The organism is Lactobacillus sp. B4005 (assembly GCF_026536045.1).
GTDB lineage: Bacteria > Bacillota > Bacilli > Lactobacillales > Lactobacillaceae > Lactobacillus > Lactobacillus panisapium.
Genome location: NZ_JAFNOZ010000001.1, coordinates 796,225 through 810,831, shown reverse-complemented (window position 1 = coordinate 810,831; position 14,607 = coordinate 796,225). Strand labels below are relative to the sequence as shown.

Here is a 14,607-nt window from a genome sequence, read left to right as displayed (position 1 = left end):
CCTGTTATGATTAAAATAAGAAAGTTGGTCTGAAGTAAAAAACGAGTCGTTAGACTCGTTTGGGCTAAAAACTATAACCAAGTATTTTGGTATAGCTCCTCGTTAAAACCACAAGTTAATTTTTTACCATCCACAACTAATGGTCTTTTGATCAGTTTACCATTTTGGGACATTAGCTCTGCCGCTTCATCAATTGACATTTGGTCAACTTTATCCTTAAGATGAAGTTTGCGGTAGTCTTGACCATGGGTATTAAAGAAATACTTTAAGCCGCGGTCTTGGTGCTCACTCATCCATTTAACCAAATCCTCTTTTTTTGGTGGTTCTTCAACTAAGTCTTGTAGCTCAAAGTCTACATCGTGGTCTTTTAGCCATTTTTGTGCACTTCTGGAAGTTGAACAACGCTTGTAACCATAAAACTTTATCATTAATAGCTCCCTTCATATTTATTCATGCTTTATTATAGCAGTACTTAAAAATTTATACTTTTAGAGGAATTCTAATAACTAAAAATTAAGTAAGTTTAATCATAATGACAAATTATTTGCTAAAAAGTATTATGATGAACTCGTATACTTTTGTATGATTTAAATGTCCTGTTACATTCTATTAAAAAAATATAGAGGTGAGTTACTTGCAAGAAATATTTGTTTATATTTATAATATTGGGTTTATTATTCTGTATCTATGGGTTATTAACGTCGCTGGTTATGCATATAAAGCTACAGGAAATAATTTTTTTTACTATGCAGTTTTGCTATACGTTATTTTAATTATTGATAGTACGACTGCATTTTCCTTTGATATTTTAAAAATGAGTAATTCATGGTTACAGATTAATAATCGAGCCTACTGTTTAATTAGGGTTCTTATTTATTTAATTGGGGGGTGCTGTTATGTCAAGTTAATGTCTAGCATGCTCTTGCAAAAACCACGCTTTTTCTTTTATCTGCCAATTATTGTCGTTACGTTAATAGATATTGTGGCAGTTTTGGCTTTTTACAGTAATACTGGTACGTCTGTTTTGCAAAGAAGTGTGCAAGATCTTGGAATCCTATTTCTTTGCCTAATTTATGCCATTTATTCTAAAAACTTAGACAAAAATTTCTATTATAAACAAGATTATGATAATGCTGTAGAACTAACTGCAATTTTAATGATTCTTTCAGTAATTGAAGGTGTGGTTTTTTTCATTATTCATAAGCTAGACATACCGACTTTTAGTAAACTATTGTCTTACATGAAAATTATTGGCTTTAGTGAAGATTTATTTTCAATTATTATTTCCCTTTTAATTATCTGGTTTGCTAAAAAAGAGGAAGAAATAGCCAATAAGAACCAATTAGAAAACCTTCTTCAACAAAAAATGAACCAGTATCAAGCAATGATTCATGAAAAAGAAAATGCTAACGAGGAGAATCAAGTTATCGATTTCTGTGAATATTATAAAATGACTAAACGGGAGTCTGAAATCTTACGTTTAGTCCTACAGGGAAAGAAAAATCAAGAAATAGCTGATGAACTGTTTATCTCAGTGGGAACAGTTAAATCACACATTTATAGTATTTATAAAAAATTGGCTGTTGATCGACGAAGTCAGTTAATGCATATTTTTATGGAATATCAAGGTAAATAATTCTAAAAAGCACCTTCAAAGCAATACTTTGAAGGTGCTTTTTAACTACTATCACTATAGTTTAGTATCCCAAACTAAGGTTGTAGTTTAGCCAAAATGTTACCAAAGTTGATTGCTCGGTTCATTGTTTGCCATTTAAATAAATTTTCGAAAAGAAAATTCACTTAAAGTGAGTGGATTTAAAAGAAAAGGAGAATAATTATGGCAAAAGAAAAATTACCTAGCTATCGATGGGTAATTCTCACTATCGTTAGTCTATTGTGCCTTATTGCAAATTATATTCAATTTCAGGTTTCAGCGTTGGCAACTGAAATAATGCCCCAACTTCATATTACTACAGCAGAATTTTCAAGCTTGTTAATGGCTCCAATGCTGGTTGCAGTTATCCTCAGTATTCCTGCAGGATCTTTAGGAGATAAATTTGGATCGAAAAAGGTAATTACTGTAGGATGCGTACTATCTGTGGTTGGAGCTTTTGGCCGTTTTATTGCGGCTAATTTCTGGATGATGATGATTATGTTACTTTTGTGTGGAATTTTTATTTCATTGTTAAATGCAAATCTAATCAAAGTTCTTGGGACATGGTTTAAGCAGGATACTGATTCAGCAATGGGAGTGTTTTATGCGGCTTCCTGTCTTGGAATTACCCTTGCCCAGATAACAAGTTCATGGTTTCCATCAGTTAATTCTGCCTATATGTTTTCGTCAGTTTCATTATTGATACTAACAATTTGCTGGATAATGTTCGTTCGGGATACGCCGAAAGGGGAGTCTTTGCCTCCTGCTGAACCAACCGCTAAATATCTCAAAGTGGCAATTAAAAGTAAAAATACGTGGATTGTTTCGATTTGTGCTGGGTTGGGAATTGCCTCAACAACAGCATATGCTGGCTTTTTACCGCAAGCTCTCACACTGGGACAGGGAATTACTAATAAAACTGCTGGCGTAATGTCAGCAGTTGTAACCGTTGGTAGTTTCTTTGGCTCTTTAATTGGTCCTGCATGGTGCAATAAACTTGGCCGCTACAAAATGTTTTTAACCGTAACAACGTTGATTGGAGCTATTGTTATGTACTTTACCTGGTATACACCAGCAGGCTTTTTCTTATGGGCAATGCTGGTAATTAATGGCTTCTTTACAGCTATTAGTGGACCGATTGTTCAAGCAATGCCAATTCAATTTCCGGAAATTGGCGAAAAATATGCAGGTAGTGCCGGAGGCATTGTTGGAACAGTTTCAATGTTAATTTCTTATATCATTCCCATTCTTGTTTCTAAGATTGCAGGTAATGACTATGCTAAAAATTTAGGAATAGAATCCTTGGTTTTTGGACTATCAATTATTTGTATTTTAGCGTTACCAGAAATTGGTCAAAAAGCCAAAAAATAGAAAAGGAGATCAAATCATGGTGCAAAAAGCAGATTATATTTTAAAAGGAACTGCCATTTTCACGGGTAATAATGATTTACCAATTGCAGGTTGTCTCTTAATAAAAGATAACCGCATAATGAAGATTATTCCCGTTGATCGAATGACAGGCTATATTGGCGAAAGCACAACGATTATTAATTGCGGTGACCATTTAGTTATGCCCGGATTTAACGATTCTCATTTACATTTGTCACTAGGAGCAGTTCAAAATGATCCCGATTTCTGTATTCAGATGATGGACTGCAAAAGTGAAGAAGAATGTGTTCAGAAGGTAAATGATTTTGCTAAATCACATCCTAAAAACCCATGGATATATGGTACTGGTTGGTATTCAGAAGTTTGGGATCATCCTCATACGCCGACAAAAGATTCACTTGATAAGTTGCATCTTAATAGACCCGTTTGTCTTAATTCCTTTGATTTACATTCAGTTTGGTGTAATGATATTGCCTTAAAAAAAGTGGGTATCACAAAGGATACCCCAAATCCTCAGGGAGGAATATATGGGCATGATAAAAATGGCGAGTTAAATGGCATTTTATATGAACCACCTGCATCTAAAGCAATGATGGATGCAGTTTTAGATGTTCCAACATTAAAGCAATCATTATTGAAGTGTTTAAAGCATTTCCGTAAATTAGGGATCACTTCCGTTGCAGATGTTTATCCTTCTGGCTTAATTAACCATAATATTCCTGAAATCTTCGCAGAACTTGAGCAAGAAAACGAACTGACGACTAGGATCTCTTCTTTTCCTTCATTGACCGACTTGGAAGGGGCTATTAAATTAAAACAAAAGTATCATACTGATAAGCACCGGGTCGCAGGTTTAAAGCAGGTTTTAGATGGTGTAATTGAAGCGCATACTGCATTATTAAGTACACAATATGACAATGATCCGGGGGTTTATGGCGATACTTCTCTTACTCAAACACAATTAAACCAATATGTTTTAGATGCACAAGAAGCGGGCTATCCGGTTAAAATTCATACTATTGGTGACAAGGCTAGCTCAATGGCTCTAAATGCGTTTGAGAATGCACAGTCTAAACTTGGAAAGCTTACTCTGCATAATTCTTTAGAACATATTGACACTATTAGGCAAGATGATATTGATCGCCTCCAAAAATTAAATGTGATGTGTGCCGTCCAGCCGCAACATTGTATTGGTGACTACATGAGTGGTGGTTATTTACCCTGTATCGGGCAAAAACGTCTTTCACAAGCTTGGCCTTATCGAGAAATTTTAGATGCAAAGGCCCATCTGGCCTTTGGCTCAGATTTCCCGGCAGTTTATTCAATTAAACCTATTTGGACAATTTATGCAGCCGTATCACGTTGCGAACCAAATGAAGGGAAACCTGAGGGTGGCTATTTCCGAGAGCATGCAGTTACCTTAGCTGAAGCCTTGCGCGCATATACCAAATGGTCAGCATATGCAGAATCATTTGAAAAAGATTTAGGTACATTAGAACCGGGCAAATTGGCCGATGTTGTTGTCCTTGATCGTAATTTATTTAAAATTCCAACTGATGAAATTCGCTTTGCTAAAGTCACTTTAACAATGGCGGATGGTAAAATTGTTTACAAGCGCTAATTGAAAAAAGTCCATTATTGCCAGAAATGTTTAACTGAGTTTCAAACACAAGTTAAAGTGTTGCTGGCTTTAATGGGCCTTTTTAGTTTAATGTCGTTCTTACTAGTTAAAATCTAATTCAAAGTCTTTACTGCTAAAGAAGTTTAGTTTGTTACTTAAAATGTAATTAGCAATCAAACCCAGAATGATTGGTAAGATAAAGAATAAGATCGTCATTAATGCGATATTGCTAAAATTAGTTGGACGGTTCGCCATTGCAGCAACAGGTCCAATTAAACCTGAAAAGCCAAAGCCAGCACTCATCGAATTACCCTGAATGTTAAAAATAGCGCCCAATACTCCCATGATGCCAGCATTAATCATTAACGGAATTAATAACTTGGGTTTGATAAGTAAGTTAGCCATTTGCATTTTAGGTGAACCAAGAAAATGTGCAATAGAAGTACCGAAAGAGTTTGACTTCCAACCAAAAATAGCTAAGGCAAAGGCAGCTGCCGTAATACCGAGGTTTGCGGATCCAGCAGCAATGCCTGAAATATTAATTGCTGTTGCAATTCCGACTGACGAAATTGGTGACACCACAAGCAGTGCAAAGACAACACCCATGAAAAAACCCATTAGAATAGGCTGTAGTTTAGTCAGATTCTCTACGCCAAGTCCAATTAACTTAGTTGCTTGACCAACAGGAATGCGAGTTAAGCAGCCAATACCACCAGCTACAAGCAGAACGATTAGTGGTACAAGTAAAATAGTGTATGCCCTAAGTTTTTTACCTAGGAATAAAATTAGGCTGTATGCAATCATAATTGTAATTGCGGTATTAATGACATCCCCGTTGCCGATAACAACTATTTTCCCATTGATCATGTTGAAATTGCCCGCTGCAGCAGTTGCTGCCAATGCCATTGATGAAGTTTGAATTGGCGATAGTTTTCCAGTCATGCCTACGCAAACAGCACTAATAGCAGGTAGAAGGGCAGAGGCGAAGGAAGTTAAGACTAAAATAAAATTTAGCTCGGGCCAAAGTGGCAATAGCATTTTAACTAATTGACCAACTAATGCTCCCGGAATCAAGGCTACGACAATTCCTGTTGAAAGCCCGTTTAAGGTATCTAATCCAATTTTTTTAAAAGTTTTCATTCTTTCTGTTTCTCCAATAAAAAATCGCACAGATGACGACAACTGTGCGATTTTTAAGAAGAAGGTACTGTTTAAAAACCATCCCAACACACAATTGTCATTCTTGGTTGAACTGTGTGCTAGGATAACAACTAATAGGCACTCAGATCAAATAGTCAAAGTACCAAAAATAATATTTAACTTGTTGTTGATTGATTTTTTTCAATGTAGTCATAATAGTAAACCTCTCATAAATATTTAAGCAATATCATACTAAAGAAAAAATAAAAAAGCAAGTTTAAAAAAATTATTCAAAAACGGAGAGGCCTTCGATAATTCAAGCTAATCATCAAAAATATATATCTGAAGTATGTCAAAGAAAGGATTAGGCGGTATTCATGTTATAATTGTAAAATACATAGAGGGGGAATGATAATCAAAACAAATTACTATTTATAGTAACCATTAACTTAGATTATTTCGTCAATTACTAGAAGTTTGATTTAATAGGGATCTAAAGAAGAATCATTACTGAAGTTAGCTAAAGAAAAAGTAGCAATTTTCTTGAGTGATCATGTTAAAAGTGCTTTGTTGTTTTTTTAATTAATTTAATATTTTTATCATTGAAAATGCTGCTACATCCTATTTTGAGTATATTAAGCAATAACTATTAATCAGATGTAAATATTGAAAAATAATCTAAAATTTGTTTTAACATATTTAGGAGGTATTTGGAATCTTCCAAAGTACTCAAGTTTTTCAAAAGAAGTGATTAAAATATCTGAATTTATTAATTTTCTAAGTTTATTAGGTGACTGGTTACTTTTTGCGTTTCCTTTATATCAAGGATTGATGGAACTTTATGACTATGATCGTTTCTTAGAAGAATTTGACCAGTCTAGTAAGTCTGAAGCTAAAATTTCACCTTATTATTGGTTTGCGCCGATCTGGAAGATCCACCTAGAGAAAAAACGTGCGGTAAAGATTTTACGCGAGTTTGTTAAAGATGATGAAGATTTCCGGACAGCAATGAGCTTTATTGATAAGACGACTGCATGGTATTTTGTATCTCTTGGTGGTTGGTTTAAGATGATTTCATCTTTGTATGATTTCTTCAATGAAGTACATCTATATAGCGTCTGGTGGTTAATTGTGGGCACAGTTCTTTTGACTTTCACTGGACTATTTTCAGGTTATTACCGTGTTAGTCAAAAGCGGCAAAAAGCAATGTTAAATAAGTTTAAGAATGAATATAATAAAAAAGAGTAATTAGCTAATTGTAAGCTAGTTGCTTAGGGTTTAATAAAAGTTGTCTCAACTAAAATATTATGTGTTTTCAAATTTAGTTGAGCCAGCTTTTTTCTATTTACACTTTTAAGTGTTTAATAACTGTCACCCATTAAAATAAAAGTGGTTTTTACCCGTTAATAAATTTATTTCGCTATAATTAACTTTAGTAGTTTTGAAAGAGTAAAATTGACTCAAAAATACTAGTTTCATGTTATTTTTAGCATTATAAATTTTTAAAAAGGGTGATTATTATTTCTTTGTTCATTAACTTTATAAGTCTAATTGGTGATTGGCTTTTATTTTCATTTCCACTAAACCAAGGGTTAATGGAGCTTTCTGATTATAAACGGTTCGTTAAGGATTTCGATAATTCTAGCAAATCTATTGCCAAAATATCTCCGTGGTATTGGATAATGCCAAATCTAAAAATTCATTTTGAGAAAAGTCGTGCCCAAAAAGTTTTGAAAACGATAATTAAAGATGATAATGATTTTCGAACTGCGATTAGCTTTACAAATAAAGCCACAGCGTGGTATTTTGTTGGTCTTGGTGGCTGGCTTAAAATGATCTGTTCACTTGACGAATTCTTGGAAGAATTCCATTTAGTTCATTTTGGCTGGTGGTTGCTTGGGTCTGTTATTGTCTTCACATTTGCTGGACTATTTTCGGCTTATTACCGAGTTAGTTCTCATAGACAAAAGGCTATTTTGGCTAAATTTCAAAAAGAAGATTAATCAATTTTCGCCAATTAAAGCAGCTGTGGTTTTGATAATTACAGCTGCTTTCTTGTATTAAGCAAACTGTTGCATAAGTTATTAGCAAAATAAAAAGACAAGTTTCACTATCTAGTAAAACTTGTCTTAATTATAAATAATGATCCGGGTGGTCATTTAGCAATCCGTAAAAATACACTCATATCAGTGTTTTCAGACATTGATGTTAGCCAAATGTTAGCCAACTTATGCTAAGTGTAATTTTTGCGGCTCGTTCATTGAATCTAGGGCATTTGCGAGTATTTTTTGCTGTGTAGCCTTCATTTCGTCAATCATGTATGAATAAGTATCCATGGTAATCCCAATGTTAGAATGACCTAACCGTTTACTAATTTCATACCAGTCAACGTGGTGAGCAACTAAATATGCAACATGGCAATGTCGCAAGCTGTGAAAATGAAAACCTTTTTTAGAAATATTTGCCTCTTTCAAACGATATCTCAGAGCTTTATTTAATGCATTATCAGTAGGTAGTTCACCATTTAATTTCGCGAAAATAAATTCTTGGTTATTTTCTTTAAGTTCGTTTAAGGTATTTAATAAAGATTTTGAAACATAGATTACTCTCTTAGAGCTTTCATTTTTAGGCGGCTTTATTTTTTTAGATATGTAATCATATGACTTGCTAATTTTAATAGTTTGCTTTTTCTCGTCAATATCAGACCATTTAAGAGCCAAAATTTCGCCTGCCCTCATACCAGTCTCTATTGCAGTTAAAATCGCATAAGGAGTCGTATGCTTTCGATTTAGACTGCTTTGGGTAACCTTAAGTAAAGACTGAATTTCTTTAATTGACAAATATTCAATGTATCGTGCCCTTGTTTCATTCCAGACTTCGTTAATTCGATTAGTAAAATTCTGTGGAATAATACCTTCTTCATACGCATCAGAAACGCATGACCTTAAGATACCATTAAGCTTTTTTATCGTTACTTTGGAATGATTTTTACCATATTCATTGATGAAATTTTGATATACAGAGCGATTAATATCATTTATTCTAATAGTACCAAAATATTTTTTAACCACATTGTTAATATAAGTATATCTTCTTTTGGTACCATCTGTTTTGCCAGGGATGCGATACGTCATTGCCCATTTCCAAAAATAATCAGCAAAAACTGGATTTTCATTTGTAATATTGTTTTTGTTTTTGGCTAAAATCTGTTCATTTTCCCATTTTTTTGCTTGAGCCTTAGTTCTAAAACCGCCTTTGGTTTTATATTTTTTCTTTTTTCCGGATTTAGTATCTGGATCACTTATATACCAAGAAACTTGCACAGTCCAGCTATTACCACGCTTGTATACAGCCATTTTGAAACTCCTTATTTATATGGTAAAATATGGTAGACGAAAGGCATGAGCCCGAAGTCACTTTCATTAAGTCCTTAAGAATTAGTTTTCCAGACGAGTTCTTATGGACTTTTTTGCTTTACTATTTATTATTTATAAAATCTCCAAATTTATTGGCTTCATCCTTCATTTGTTGATCATGATCTTTTATAGATTGTTGTGAAGGATTTTCAATCACATCCTTTGCTGAGTCCATTGAATTCACATAATTTTGAAGTTTTTGCTCAAAATCTTTCTGATTTGACGCTGTAACAGAATCAGGAGACATATTCATTTGAACGGCAATTTCTTTGTAAGCTTCGAGTTTGTCATCACCTTGCAAAGTAAATGCTTTTTTAATTTGTGCTACTAAACCTATTTCATTATCGACTAGATGCTTTGATTGCCAAGGCTCTTTTGCAGGCTCTTGAGTAGGTTGTTTCGCTGGCGTTTCTGGAACAGTCGGTTTACTAAAGTTTTTGACCAAAATATATTTGTTCTTACCAATCTTATAAAACTTTCTGCCTTTTATTTTCTTTTTACCAATAACATTAATTGATTTGTTTTTGGCATAATGCTTTTTAGTCCGTCTGCCTTTTATGTTGTAAACATAAGCCTTTTTAGCTAATTGCATTTTAGCAGCACTGACTGTAGTAGCAGTAGCTCCTAATATGGAAACAGCAGCTAATCCAGTTGCCATTAACTTTTTTAATTTCATAACAGTTTACCTCTCAAAAATCTGCCATAGGTTTTACGTCACTGGTGTGGTGGACGAAAGATATCCTCTCTATCAGGCAACATCATCTAATAGATAATAAAAACGACGTGGTATTCCAAAAGTTTCAGCGAATTGATATTTGCTTTCAAACTCAATATCTGTTTCGTAACAATATTGTTTTAGCAGACGGATAGCAAACTTATTTGCTATGCTCTCGCTTTTGTTAATATTGTTATAATCATGACTATAACAAACCGGATCTCCATTGATAATATGACCAATTTCATGAGCTAGGATAAATGGCTTTTCATTCGAGTCATACCATTTCTCGTTGTAAATAATAAGTCTTGGCCATTTATAGCAAACAGAAGGATCCTTAGGATTCATGTAAGAAATAAACGCGATTCCAATTTTGTATTTAAAGCAGTAATCGTATAACCACATTAATAAATCTTCCATATAGCTGCTACTTGTCCTTTCTCAAGGCTTCTGGATGTTTTCGAATATATTCTTCAGCAATAGCTCGATACATGTCTTTCAATTCATCGGGGATTTGTCCACCATAAGCCATGCCTAAGTCTTGCCATTCGAGTTCATCATTATTAGAAGTCTTAGTAGCAGGTGTAGGATCGTCAGTATTGCCCAAAAGGTAATCGGTGGAAACATCGAAATAATTAGCGATTTTCGATATTTTGTCTATTGAAGGGTTGGACGATTTCCATGTTGAAATTATCCCATTAGAAAATTGTAAAGACCTCTCAAGCTCTGCTAGACTAATTTTATGCTGACTTGCTAACTCATATATTCTACTATATATAGTAGAAACGGTGGCTTTATTTTTACGTCCCATATTAATCTCCGAAAATATTTTGTGTTTTATTGTTGACTCCGAAAATAATCGGTGTTAATATTTAAATGTGCTTAGGGAAGCATGAAAACATTCAAAAAATCAATACCGAAAACGGCTATTCGAGCCTTATTTGTTACGCTTTAATAATAGAATATTTTCGGTGCTGTGTCAATGAAGGATGTATATTTTCTTAGAAAATATTAGATTTTTAGAAAAGAGGTGATAGCATGTCGCTATATACAGCAGTCAAAACTGTGGCAAATCAGAATGATAAGTCGATTTACCAAATAGAAAAAGACTTACATCTATCAAATGGCTTGATTAGTAAATGGAATAAAAGTGTTCCAAGAGCAGACTCATTGCAAGAAGTTGCAGATTATCTTGGAGTAACTACACAGTATTTATTTAGCTTAGCTAGAAAGGATAAAGTCAATGAATGATTTAAAAGTTATTGGGAAAGAACATATCGGAAAAATTGAGTTTACTGGAATTGAAGGCGGGTTTGGCAAAAACAAAAAGGCAATGCTCGTTAAAGACATTGCACGGATACACGGTAGAGAAAATCGAGAAATTAATGAGCTGATAAATAGAAATATAAATAGATTTAGGAATGATATTGATTTGATTGATGTTCTAAATCGTTCTGAACGATTTAGAAATCTAGCTCTAGAAAATGGTTGGATTGGTAGCAACAGAACACAACACGTTTATTTACTATCAGAACGGGGCTATGCAAAGTTATTAAAAATCTTAGACGATGACAAGGCATGGGACATATACGATGAGTTGGTAAATAACTACTTTAATATGAGAAAAACAATTAAAAATGATGTATCAATGTTTGATGAACTAAGCCCGGACTTGCAAATGTTCAAAAAGATTTTTGATAATGCCGCAAGAAATGAACTCGAACTAAAACGAGTAGATCAAAAGTTAGACAACATTACTGAAATCGTAAGTTTAAATACGACCGAGTGGCGTAAAACAGCACAGGGCTTAATTCACAAAATGGCTAAAACAGAAGGTGGTTTTGGAGCTTACCAACAAATTCAAGGTGACATTTATAAAGAGGTAGATGCACGAGCAGGTTCAAACTTAAAAACTAGACTGACTAATTTAAGGCAAAGAATGGCACTTAATGGTTCATGCAAGTCAGCAATTGATCGTTTGAATAGGCTAGACGTAATTGATGCTGACAAGAGACTTAAGCAAATATATATGGCGGTGGTTAAGGACTTTGCGATTAAGTACAAAGTTTGGGAAAAAGAATATTAAGGAGAAATTCAAACATGAAATATACAAAAAAAGAATTTGATAAGCACGATAAAAAAATGATGAATAATGTTGCTGAACTTGAGCAATTAGTTGAGTGGGCACAGCAAGACAATACTGCATTTACTGAAATAGATGGCGTTAAGTATGGTTCAGCTCATCTATGGCGTGAAGTCGCAGAAAAGGCATTGGATTTAGCAAATCAACAAGAATGGTTTGACCGCTATGAAGATATGGAGTGACAGAAATGAATATCAGAGATGCAGCTTTGGAAGCACAAAAAACAGGTCGAGGTATCGCGCGAAAGAGTGATGGATCTAGACCTGCAATATTTATTGGGACTAATACTACTGAATGTTTTCTAATACTTAGTCCCGATTATAAGACGATAACTCCGAGATGGGAACCAAATTTAAATGATATTACAGCTAATGATTGGTATGTGATTGGTTAAAAAAAGATGTCTTTAAAATCTTTTATGTACCCAATTACAGTTTTCACATTGTTCTTAAACTTGTTCTCAAGCATGAAAATTGCATCGGTAGTCAAATGAATGTTTATCGGTCTGTTGCTGCCATACCTGCAATCAATTAATTTTTTATTTTTCAGTTCATTACATACTGTTGTGGTGTCATCTATAGACCAATGAGGGACAAGTTCCTGCACATCTCTGACATCTAAAAAGAAGCCAGATTCATTTTTAGACTTGCCTTGCTTTCTACGGGATAAATATTCTTTGTATAAAACAGAAATCAGATATTTCGCGTCTTTGGTTAAGTTGTAATCATCAAACGTCATAAAATCACCTCCTTTAGTGGGATGACTTAATTATAGGATAAAAATAAGAAAGGAAAACACGATGGATAAAGATTGGTTAATCAATCAGATTAATGAAGAAGCAGAACGGTGCTTTGAAAAAGATTTCGAAAGTCTAACCACTGATGATAGTGGGGCTAATCAATTATTTTCTAAAGTTAAACAGACAGAAGAGTGGTCAGCTTTCAAGTCAAAAATGATTAAGGTTTATAAAAAGAAAATTGAACAGAACCTTTTCCACAAATTGGAAGGATTAGAAGAGCTTTTTAAGGAATCTGGAGATATTTAAAAAAGCCATTCACTAGGGATGACTTGATTGAATGAATTACCTTGAACTGCTGCCTTTAAATTATTGTGTGAAGAAGCTGCTGCCACATTAGTAATTGAATTATTATATCCACGCTTCACGGCATGCAACCCCTCTCTCGTTACTGCATTAGCTTGGAGCACGATTAATAACTATAAAAACGGCTCTGAAATATCATTTAAGAATGCATGCAAAATTGCGGATGCACTTAACATCAGTCTTGATCAACTGAGAAAGGAGGTGAATAAGAATGAAAAGCAATTTAAGTAAGGTTTCAAGTCAAAGATTAATTTCTGAATTAATTAGAAGAAAAGAAATCAGGACAGTGCAAATCGGCTTATACGCAAATTATGAGTTGAAGCCTAAATATGGTAATCCAGAAATTAAATGTAATGAAATCTTTATTCCAACTAAAAAGGAGGTGATAAAAAGTGAATAATTTTGTTGAATTACCAATTCCACTAAACATACTTACCATAGCTGTTGATGAAATCATGAAGAAACGTGGCTACGCTCCAGTAGAAAGCACCGAGGGAAAAACTATCAAAATGAAAGAATTCGCTCAGAAATATTGTGGTGGTAAAGCAATGCCATGGATTCGGTTGTTCATTTTTGATGAATTTCCAGAAGTAGATTTTAAAAATGGCGGCTGGGTAGTTAATCCAAGGAAAAGTGATGAAGGGAGCAAAACTTTTATTTTTGAAAAACCAGCAGCGGAATGGATGGAAACACATCGAGGTGAAATAGATTGGAACGCAAAATTACCTTAATAGAAAGGATATTAATCAAATGGCAGCATTTTTTAAACACCTACACAGACGTGCATCTGACCACCAGAAGGTCATTAACAATCTCATTGCTAGCAGTGATTGCTGGGCTAGTTGGAGCGATCTATGTTCTCTCACAACCGGAATTTCTTCCCGGAACATAAAAAAAGCCCGTCGGCAAACGGACTTAATAAAACATATCTAAGGAGATTATAACACATGAAGTTATTTGAAATAAACGATGCGATTAAACAAATTGCAGATAAGGATGATTTAGATCCTGAAATGTTAAAGGACACACTAGACTCTTTGGCATTAACTAGGGATGCAAAACTTGATGGCTTGGCTGGATTGATTGAACGTGATTCGGCGGATATTGATTTTTTAACTAATAAAATCAAGCAATTGACTGAACAGAAACGACATTTTGAAAATCAAAAAAACAATCTGCTTAATTATATGACTGAGGTAATTGATGATGCAGGTCTTAAGCAGGTCAAAACTGAGCACTACATTCTTAAACCCCGAAATTATCGGCAGAAAACCATCATTTCTGACGAAAGCAAATTGCCTGATAACTATCACATTAAGAAAGAAGTTCTATCAATCGATAAGCGCAAGCTATACAGCGATTTGAAAGACGGTGTCAATATTCCGGGAGCGCATCTCGAACCTAATCGTAAAACTGTAATTAATTGA

Annotated in this window: 22 protein-coding genes; 14 read left to right on the top strand and 8 right to left on the bottom strand. The window is 34.1% G+C overall.

The annotated features are described in order from the left end of the window. Positions 1-71: 71 nt before the first annotated feature. Positions 72-428 (bottom strand): arsenate reductase family protein, encoded by a 357-nt coding sequence (locus J3U73_RS03960; protein WP_220268154.1) that lies wholly within the window; start codon positions 426-428, stop codon positions 72-74. 206 nt (positions 429-634) lie between these two features. Here J3U73_RS03960 and J3U73_RS10880 point away from each other — a divergent pair, with 206 nt between their 5' ends. From J3U73_RS10880 to J3U73_RS03945, 3 genes are all read left to right on the top strand, one after another. Next, complete coding sequence (locus J3U73_RS10880; RefSeq protein WP_323848366.1) at positions 635-1,636, top strand: helix-turn-helix transcriptional regulator; 1,002 nt, start codon at positions 635-637, stop codon at positions 1,634-1,636. Between the two features lie 201 nt (positions 1,637-1,837). Further along, a complete protein-coding gene (locus tag J3U73_RS03950; RefSeq protein ID WP_220268153.1) occupies positions 1,838-3,025 on the top strand; it encodes an MFS transporter in 1,188 nt (395 codons plus the stop codon). A gap of 16 nt (positions 3,026-3,041) precedes the next feature. Further along, positions 3,042-4,664 carry an amidohydrolase gene (locus J3U73_RS03945; protein WP_220268152.1) on the top strand — a complete coding sequence of 541 codons (1,623 nt, stop codon included), beginning with the start codon at positions 3,042-3,044 and terminating at the stop codon, positions 4,662-4,664. A gap of 102 nt (positions 4,665-4,766) precedes the next feature. Here J3U73_RS03945 and J3U73_RS03940 read toward each other — a convergent pair whose 3' ends face one another. Next, positions 4,767-5,804, bottom strand: a complete 1,038-nt coding sequence (locus J3U73_RS03940) for a PTS sugar transporter subunit IIC (RefSeq protein ID WP_220268151.1) — start codon at positions 5,802-5,804, stop codon at positions 4,767-4,769. A 666-nt stretch (positions 5,805-6,470) separates the two neighbouring features. On the opposite strand from J3U73_RS03940, the gene J3U73_RS03935 reads away from it, so the two are divergent. Then, complete coding sequence (locus J3U73_RS03935; RefSeq protein ID WP_267409649.1) at positions 6,471-7,052, top strand: hypothetical protein; 582 nt, start codon at positions 6,471-6,473, stop codon at positions 7,050-7,052. 434 nt (positions 7,053-7,486) lie between these two features. Next, positions 7,487-7,807: a hypothetical protein gene (locus tag J3U73_RS03930; RefSeq protein ID WP_267409648.1), complete on the top strand. Its 321-nt coding sequence runs from the start codon at positions 7,487-7,489 to the stop codon at positions 7,805-7,807. Positions 7,808-8,032: 225 nt separating this feature from the next. Here the strand turns inward: J3U73_RS03930 and J3U73_RS03925 are convergent, their stop codons facing one another. The 4 genes from J3U73_RS03925 to J3U73_RS03910 all read right to left on the bottom strand — a co-directional run bounded on the left by J3U73_RS03925 (position 8,033) and on the right by J3U73_RS03910 (position 10,746). Further along, positions 8,033-9,160, bottom strand: a complete 1,128-nt coding sequence (locus tag J3U73_RS03925) for a tyrosine-type recombinase/integrase (RefSeq protein ID WP_267409647.1) — start codon at positions 9,158-9,160, stop codon at positions 8,033-8,035. Between the two features lie 121 nt (positions 9,161-9,281). Beyond that, entirely contained in the window at positions 9,282-9,896 is a 615-nt protein-coding gene (locus J3U73_RS03920; protein ID WP_267409646.1) for an SLAP domain-containing protein, read from the bottom strand. Positions 9,897-9,968: 72 nt separating this feature from the next. Continuing rightward, positions 9,969-10,355, bottom strand: coding sequence for an ImmA/IrrE family metallo-endopeptidase (locus J3U73_RS03915; protein ID WP_267409645.1), 387 nt, complete (start codon positions 10,353-10,355; stop codon positions 9,969-9,971). Between the two features lie 7 nt (positions 10,356-10,362). Next, a complete protein-coding gene (locus J3U73_RS03910) occupies positions 10,363-10,746 on the bottom strand; it encodes a helix-turn-helix domain-containing protein (RefSeq protein ID WP_267409644.1) in 384 nt (127 codons plus the stop codon). Positions 10,747-10,973: 227 nt separating this feature from the next. Here J3U73_RS03910 and J3U73_RS03905 point away from each other — a divergent pair, with 227 nt between their 5' ends. Genes J3U73_RS03905 through J3U73_RS03890 form a run of 4 tightly spaced genes read left to right on the top strand, consistent with a single transcriptional unit; the run spans position 10,974 to position 12,472 of the window. Next, positions 10,974-11,186 carry an XRE family transcriptional regulator gene (locus tag J3U73_RS03905; RefSeq protein ID WP_267393060.1) on the top strand — a complete coding sequence of 71 codons (213 nt, stop codon included), beginning with the start codon at positions 10,974-10,976 and terminating at the stop codon, positions 11,184-11,186. Further along, a complete protein-coding gene (locus tag J3U73_RS03900) occupies positions 11,179-12,021 on the top strand; it encodes an ORF6N domain-containing protein (protein WP_267393058.1) in 843 nt (280 codons plus the stop codon). Before J3U73_RS03905 ends, J3U73_RS03900 begins: the two co-directional genes overlap by 8 nt. A 14-nt stretch (positions 12,022-12,035) precedes the next feature. Next, positions 12,036-12,260, top strand: coding sequence for a hypothetical protein (locus J3U73_RS03895; protein WP_267393056.1), 225 nt, complete (start codon positions 12,036-12,038; stop codon positions 12,258-12,260). Positions 12,261-12,265: 5 nt separating this feature from the next. Further along, positions 12,266-12,472, top strand: a complete 207-nt coding sequence (locus J3U73_RS03890) for a Thoeris anti-defense Tad2 family protein (RefSeq protein ID WP_267409642.1) — start codon at positions 12,266-12,268, stop codon at positions 12,470-12,472. Here J3U73_RS03890 and J3U73_RS03885 read toward each other — a convergent pair. Beyond that, the gene (locus J3U73_RS03885) at positions 12,469-12,816 is read right to left on the bottom strand and encodes a hypothetical protein (RefSeq protein WP_267409641.1); all 348 of its coding nucleotides are present in this window, start codon (positions 12,814-12,816) and stop codon (positions 12,469-12,471) included. The two genes, J3U73_RS03890 and J3U73_RS03885, sit on opposite strands and share 4 nt — an antisense overlap. Before the next feature lie 61 nt (positions 12,817-12,877). Between J3U73_RS03885 and J3U73_RS03880 the strand changes: the two genes are divergently transcribed. Further along, on the top strand, positions 12,878-13,123 hold the full coding sequence (locus tag J3U73_RS03880; RefSeq protein ID WP_267409640.1) for a hypothetical protein: 246 nt from the start codon (positions 12,878-12,880) through the stop codon (positions 13,121-13,123). On the opposite strand, the gene J3U73_RS03875 is transcribed toward J3U73_RS03880, so the two are convergent. Continuing rightward, entirely contained in the window at positions 13,120-13,242 is a 123-nt protein-coding gene (locus J3U73_RS03875; RefSeq protein WP_267409709.1) for a hypothetical protein, read from the bottom strand. The two genes, J3U73_RS03880 and J3U73_RS03875, sit on opposite strands and share 4 nt — an antisense overlap. Here J3U73_RS03875 and J3U73_RS03870 point away from each other — a divergent pair. From J3U73_RS03870 to J3U73_RS03855, 4 genes are all read left to right on the top strand, one after another. After that, the gene (locus J3U73_RS03870) at positions 13,187-13,411 is read left to right on the top strand and encodes a helix-turn-helix domain-containing protein (protein ID WP_267409639.1); all 225 of its coding nucleotides are present in this window, start codon (positions 13,187-13,189) and stop codon (positions 13,409-13,411) included. The genes J3U73_RS03875 and J3U73_RS03870 overlap by 56 nt on opposite strands. Further along, complete coding sequence (locus J3U73_RS03865; protein WP_267409637.1) at positions 13,392-13,580, top strand: hypothetical protein; 189 nt, start codon at positions 13,392-13,394, stop codon at positions 13,578-13,580. Before J3U73_RS03870 ends, J3U73_RS03865 begins: the two co-directional genes overlap by 20 nt. After that, complete coding sequence (locus J3U73_RS03860; protein ID WP_267409635.1) at positions 13,573-13,911, top strand: DUF771 domain-containing protein; 339 nt, start codon at positions 13,573-13,575, stop codon at positions 13,909-13,911. The genes J3U73_RS03865 and J3U73_RS03860 overlap by 8 nt, the downstream gene beginning before the upstream one ends. Positions 13,912-14,127: 216 nt before the next feature. After that, positions 14,128-14,607, top strand: a complete 480-nt coding sequence (locus tag J3U73_RS03855; protein WP_267409633.1) for a siphovirus Gp157 family protein — start codon at positions 14,128-14,130, stop codon at positions 14,605-14,607.

Coding starts and splice junctions, on each gene's coding strand:
- J3U73_RS03960 (WP_220268154.1), bottom strand. CDS start 428: ATGATAAAGTTTTATGGTTACAAGCGTTGTTCAACTTCCAGAAGTGCA.
- J3U73_RS03950 (WP_220268153.1), top strand. CDS start 1,838: ATGGCAAAAGAAAAATTACCTAGCTATCGATGGGTAATTCTCACTATC.
- J3U73_RS03945 (WP_220268152.1), top strand. CDS start 3,042: ATGGTGCAAAAAGCAGATTATATTTTAAAAGGAACTGCCATTTTCACG.
- J3U73_RS03940 (WP_220268151.1), bottom strand. CDS start 5,804: ATGAAAACTTTTAAAAAAATTGGATTAGATACCTTAAACGGGCTTTCA.
- J3U73_RS03930 (WP_267409648.1), top strand. CDS start 7,487: ATGCCAAATCTAAAAATTCATTTTGAGAAAAGTCGTGCCCAAAAAGTT.
- J3U73_RS03925 (WP_267409647.1), bottom strand. CDS start 9,160: ATGGCTGTATACAAGCGTGGTAATAGCTGGACTGTGCAAGTTTCTTGG.
- J3U73_RS03920 (WP_267409646.1), bottom strand. CDS start 9,896: ATGAAATTAAAAAAGTTAATGGCAACTGGATTAGCTGCTGTTTCCATA.
- J3U73_RS03915 (WP_267409645.1), bottom strand. CDS start 10,355: ATGGAAGATTTATTAATGTGGTTATACGATTACTGCTTTAAATACAAA.
- J3U73_RS03910 (WP_267409644.1), bottom strand. CDS start 10,746: ATGGGACGTAAAAATAAAGCCACCGTTTCTACTATATATAGTAGAATA.
- J3U73_RS03905 (WP_267393060.1), top strand. CDS start 10,974: ATGTCGCTATATACAGCAGTCAAAACTGTGGCAAATCAGAATGATAAG.
- J3U73_RS03900 (WP_267393058.1), top strand. CDS start 11,179: ATGAATGATTTAAAAGTTATTGGGAAAGAACATATCGGAAAAATTGAG.
- J3U73_RS03895 (WP_267393056.1), top strand. CDS start 12,036: ATGAAATATACAAAAAAAGAATTTGATAAGCACGATAAAAAAATGATG.
- J3U73_RS03890 (WP_267409642.1), top strand. CDS start 12,266: ATGAATATCAGAGATGCAGCTTTGGAAGCACAAAAAACAGGTCGAGGT.
- J3U73_RS03885 (WP_267409641.1), bottom strand. CDS start 12,816: ATGACGTTTGATGATTACAACTTAACCAAAGACGCGAAATATCTGATT.
- J3U73_RS03880 (WP_267409640.1), top strand. CDS start 12,878: ATGGATAAAGATTGGTTAATCAATCAGATTAATGAAGAAGCAGAACGG.
- J3U73_RS03865 (WP_267409637.1), top strand. CDS start 13,392: ATGAAAAGCAATTTAAGTAAGGTTTCAAGTCAAAGATTAATTTCTGAA.
- J3U73_RS03855 (WP_267409633.1), top strand. CDS start 14,128: ATGAAGTTATTTGAAATAAACGATGCGATTAAACAAATTGCAGATAAG.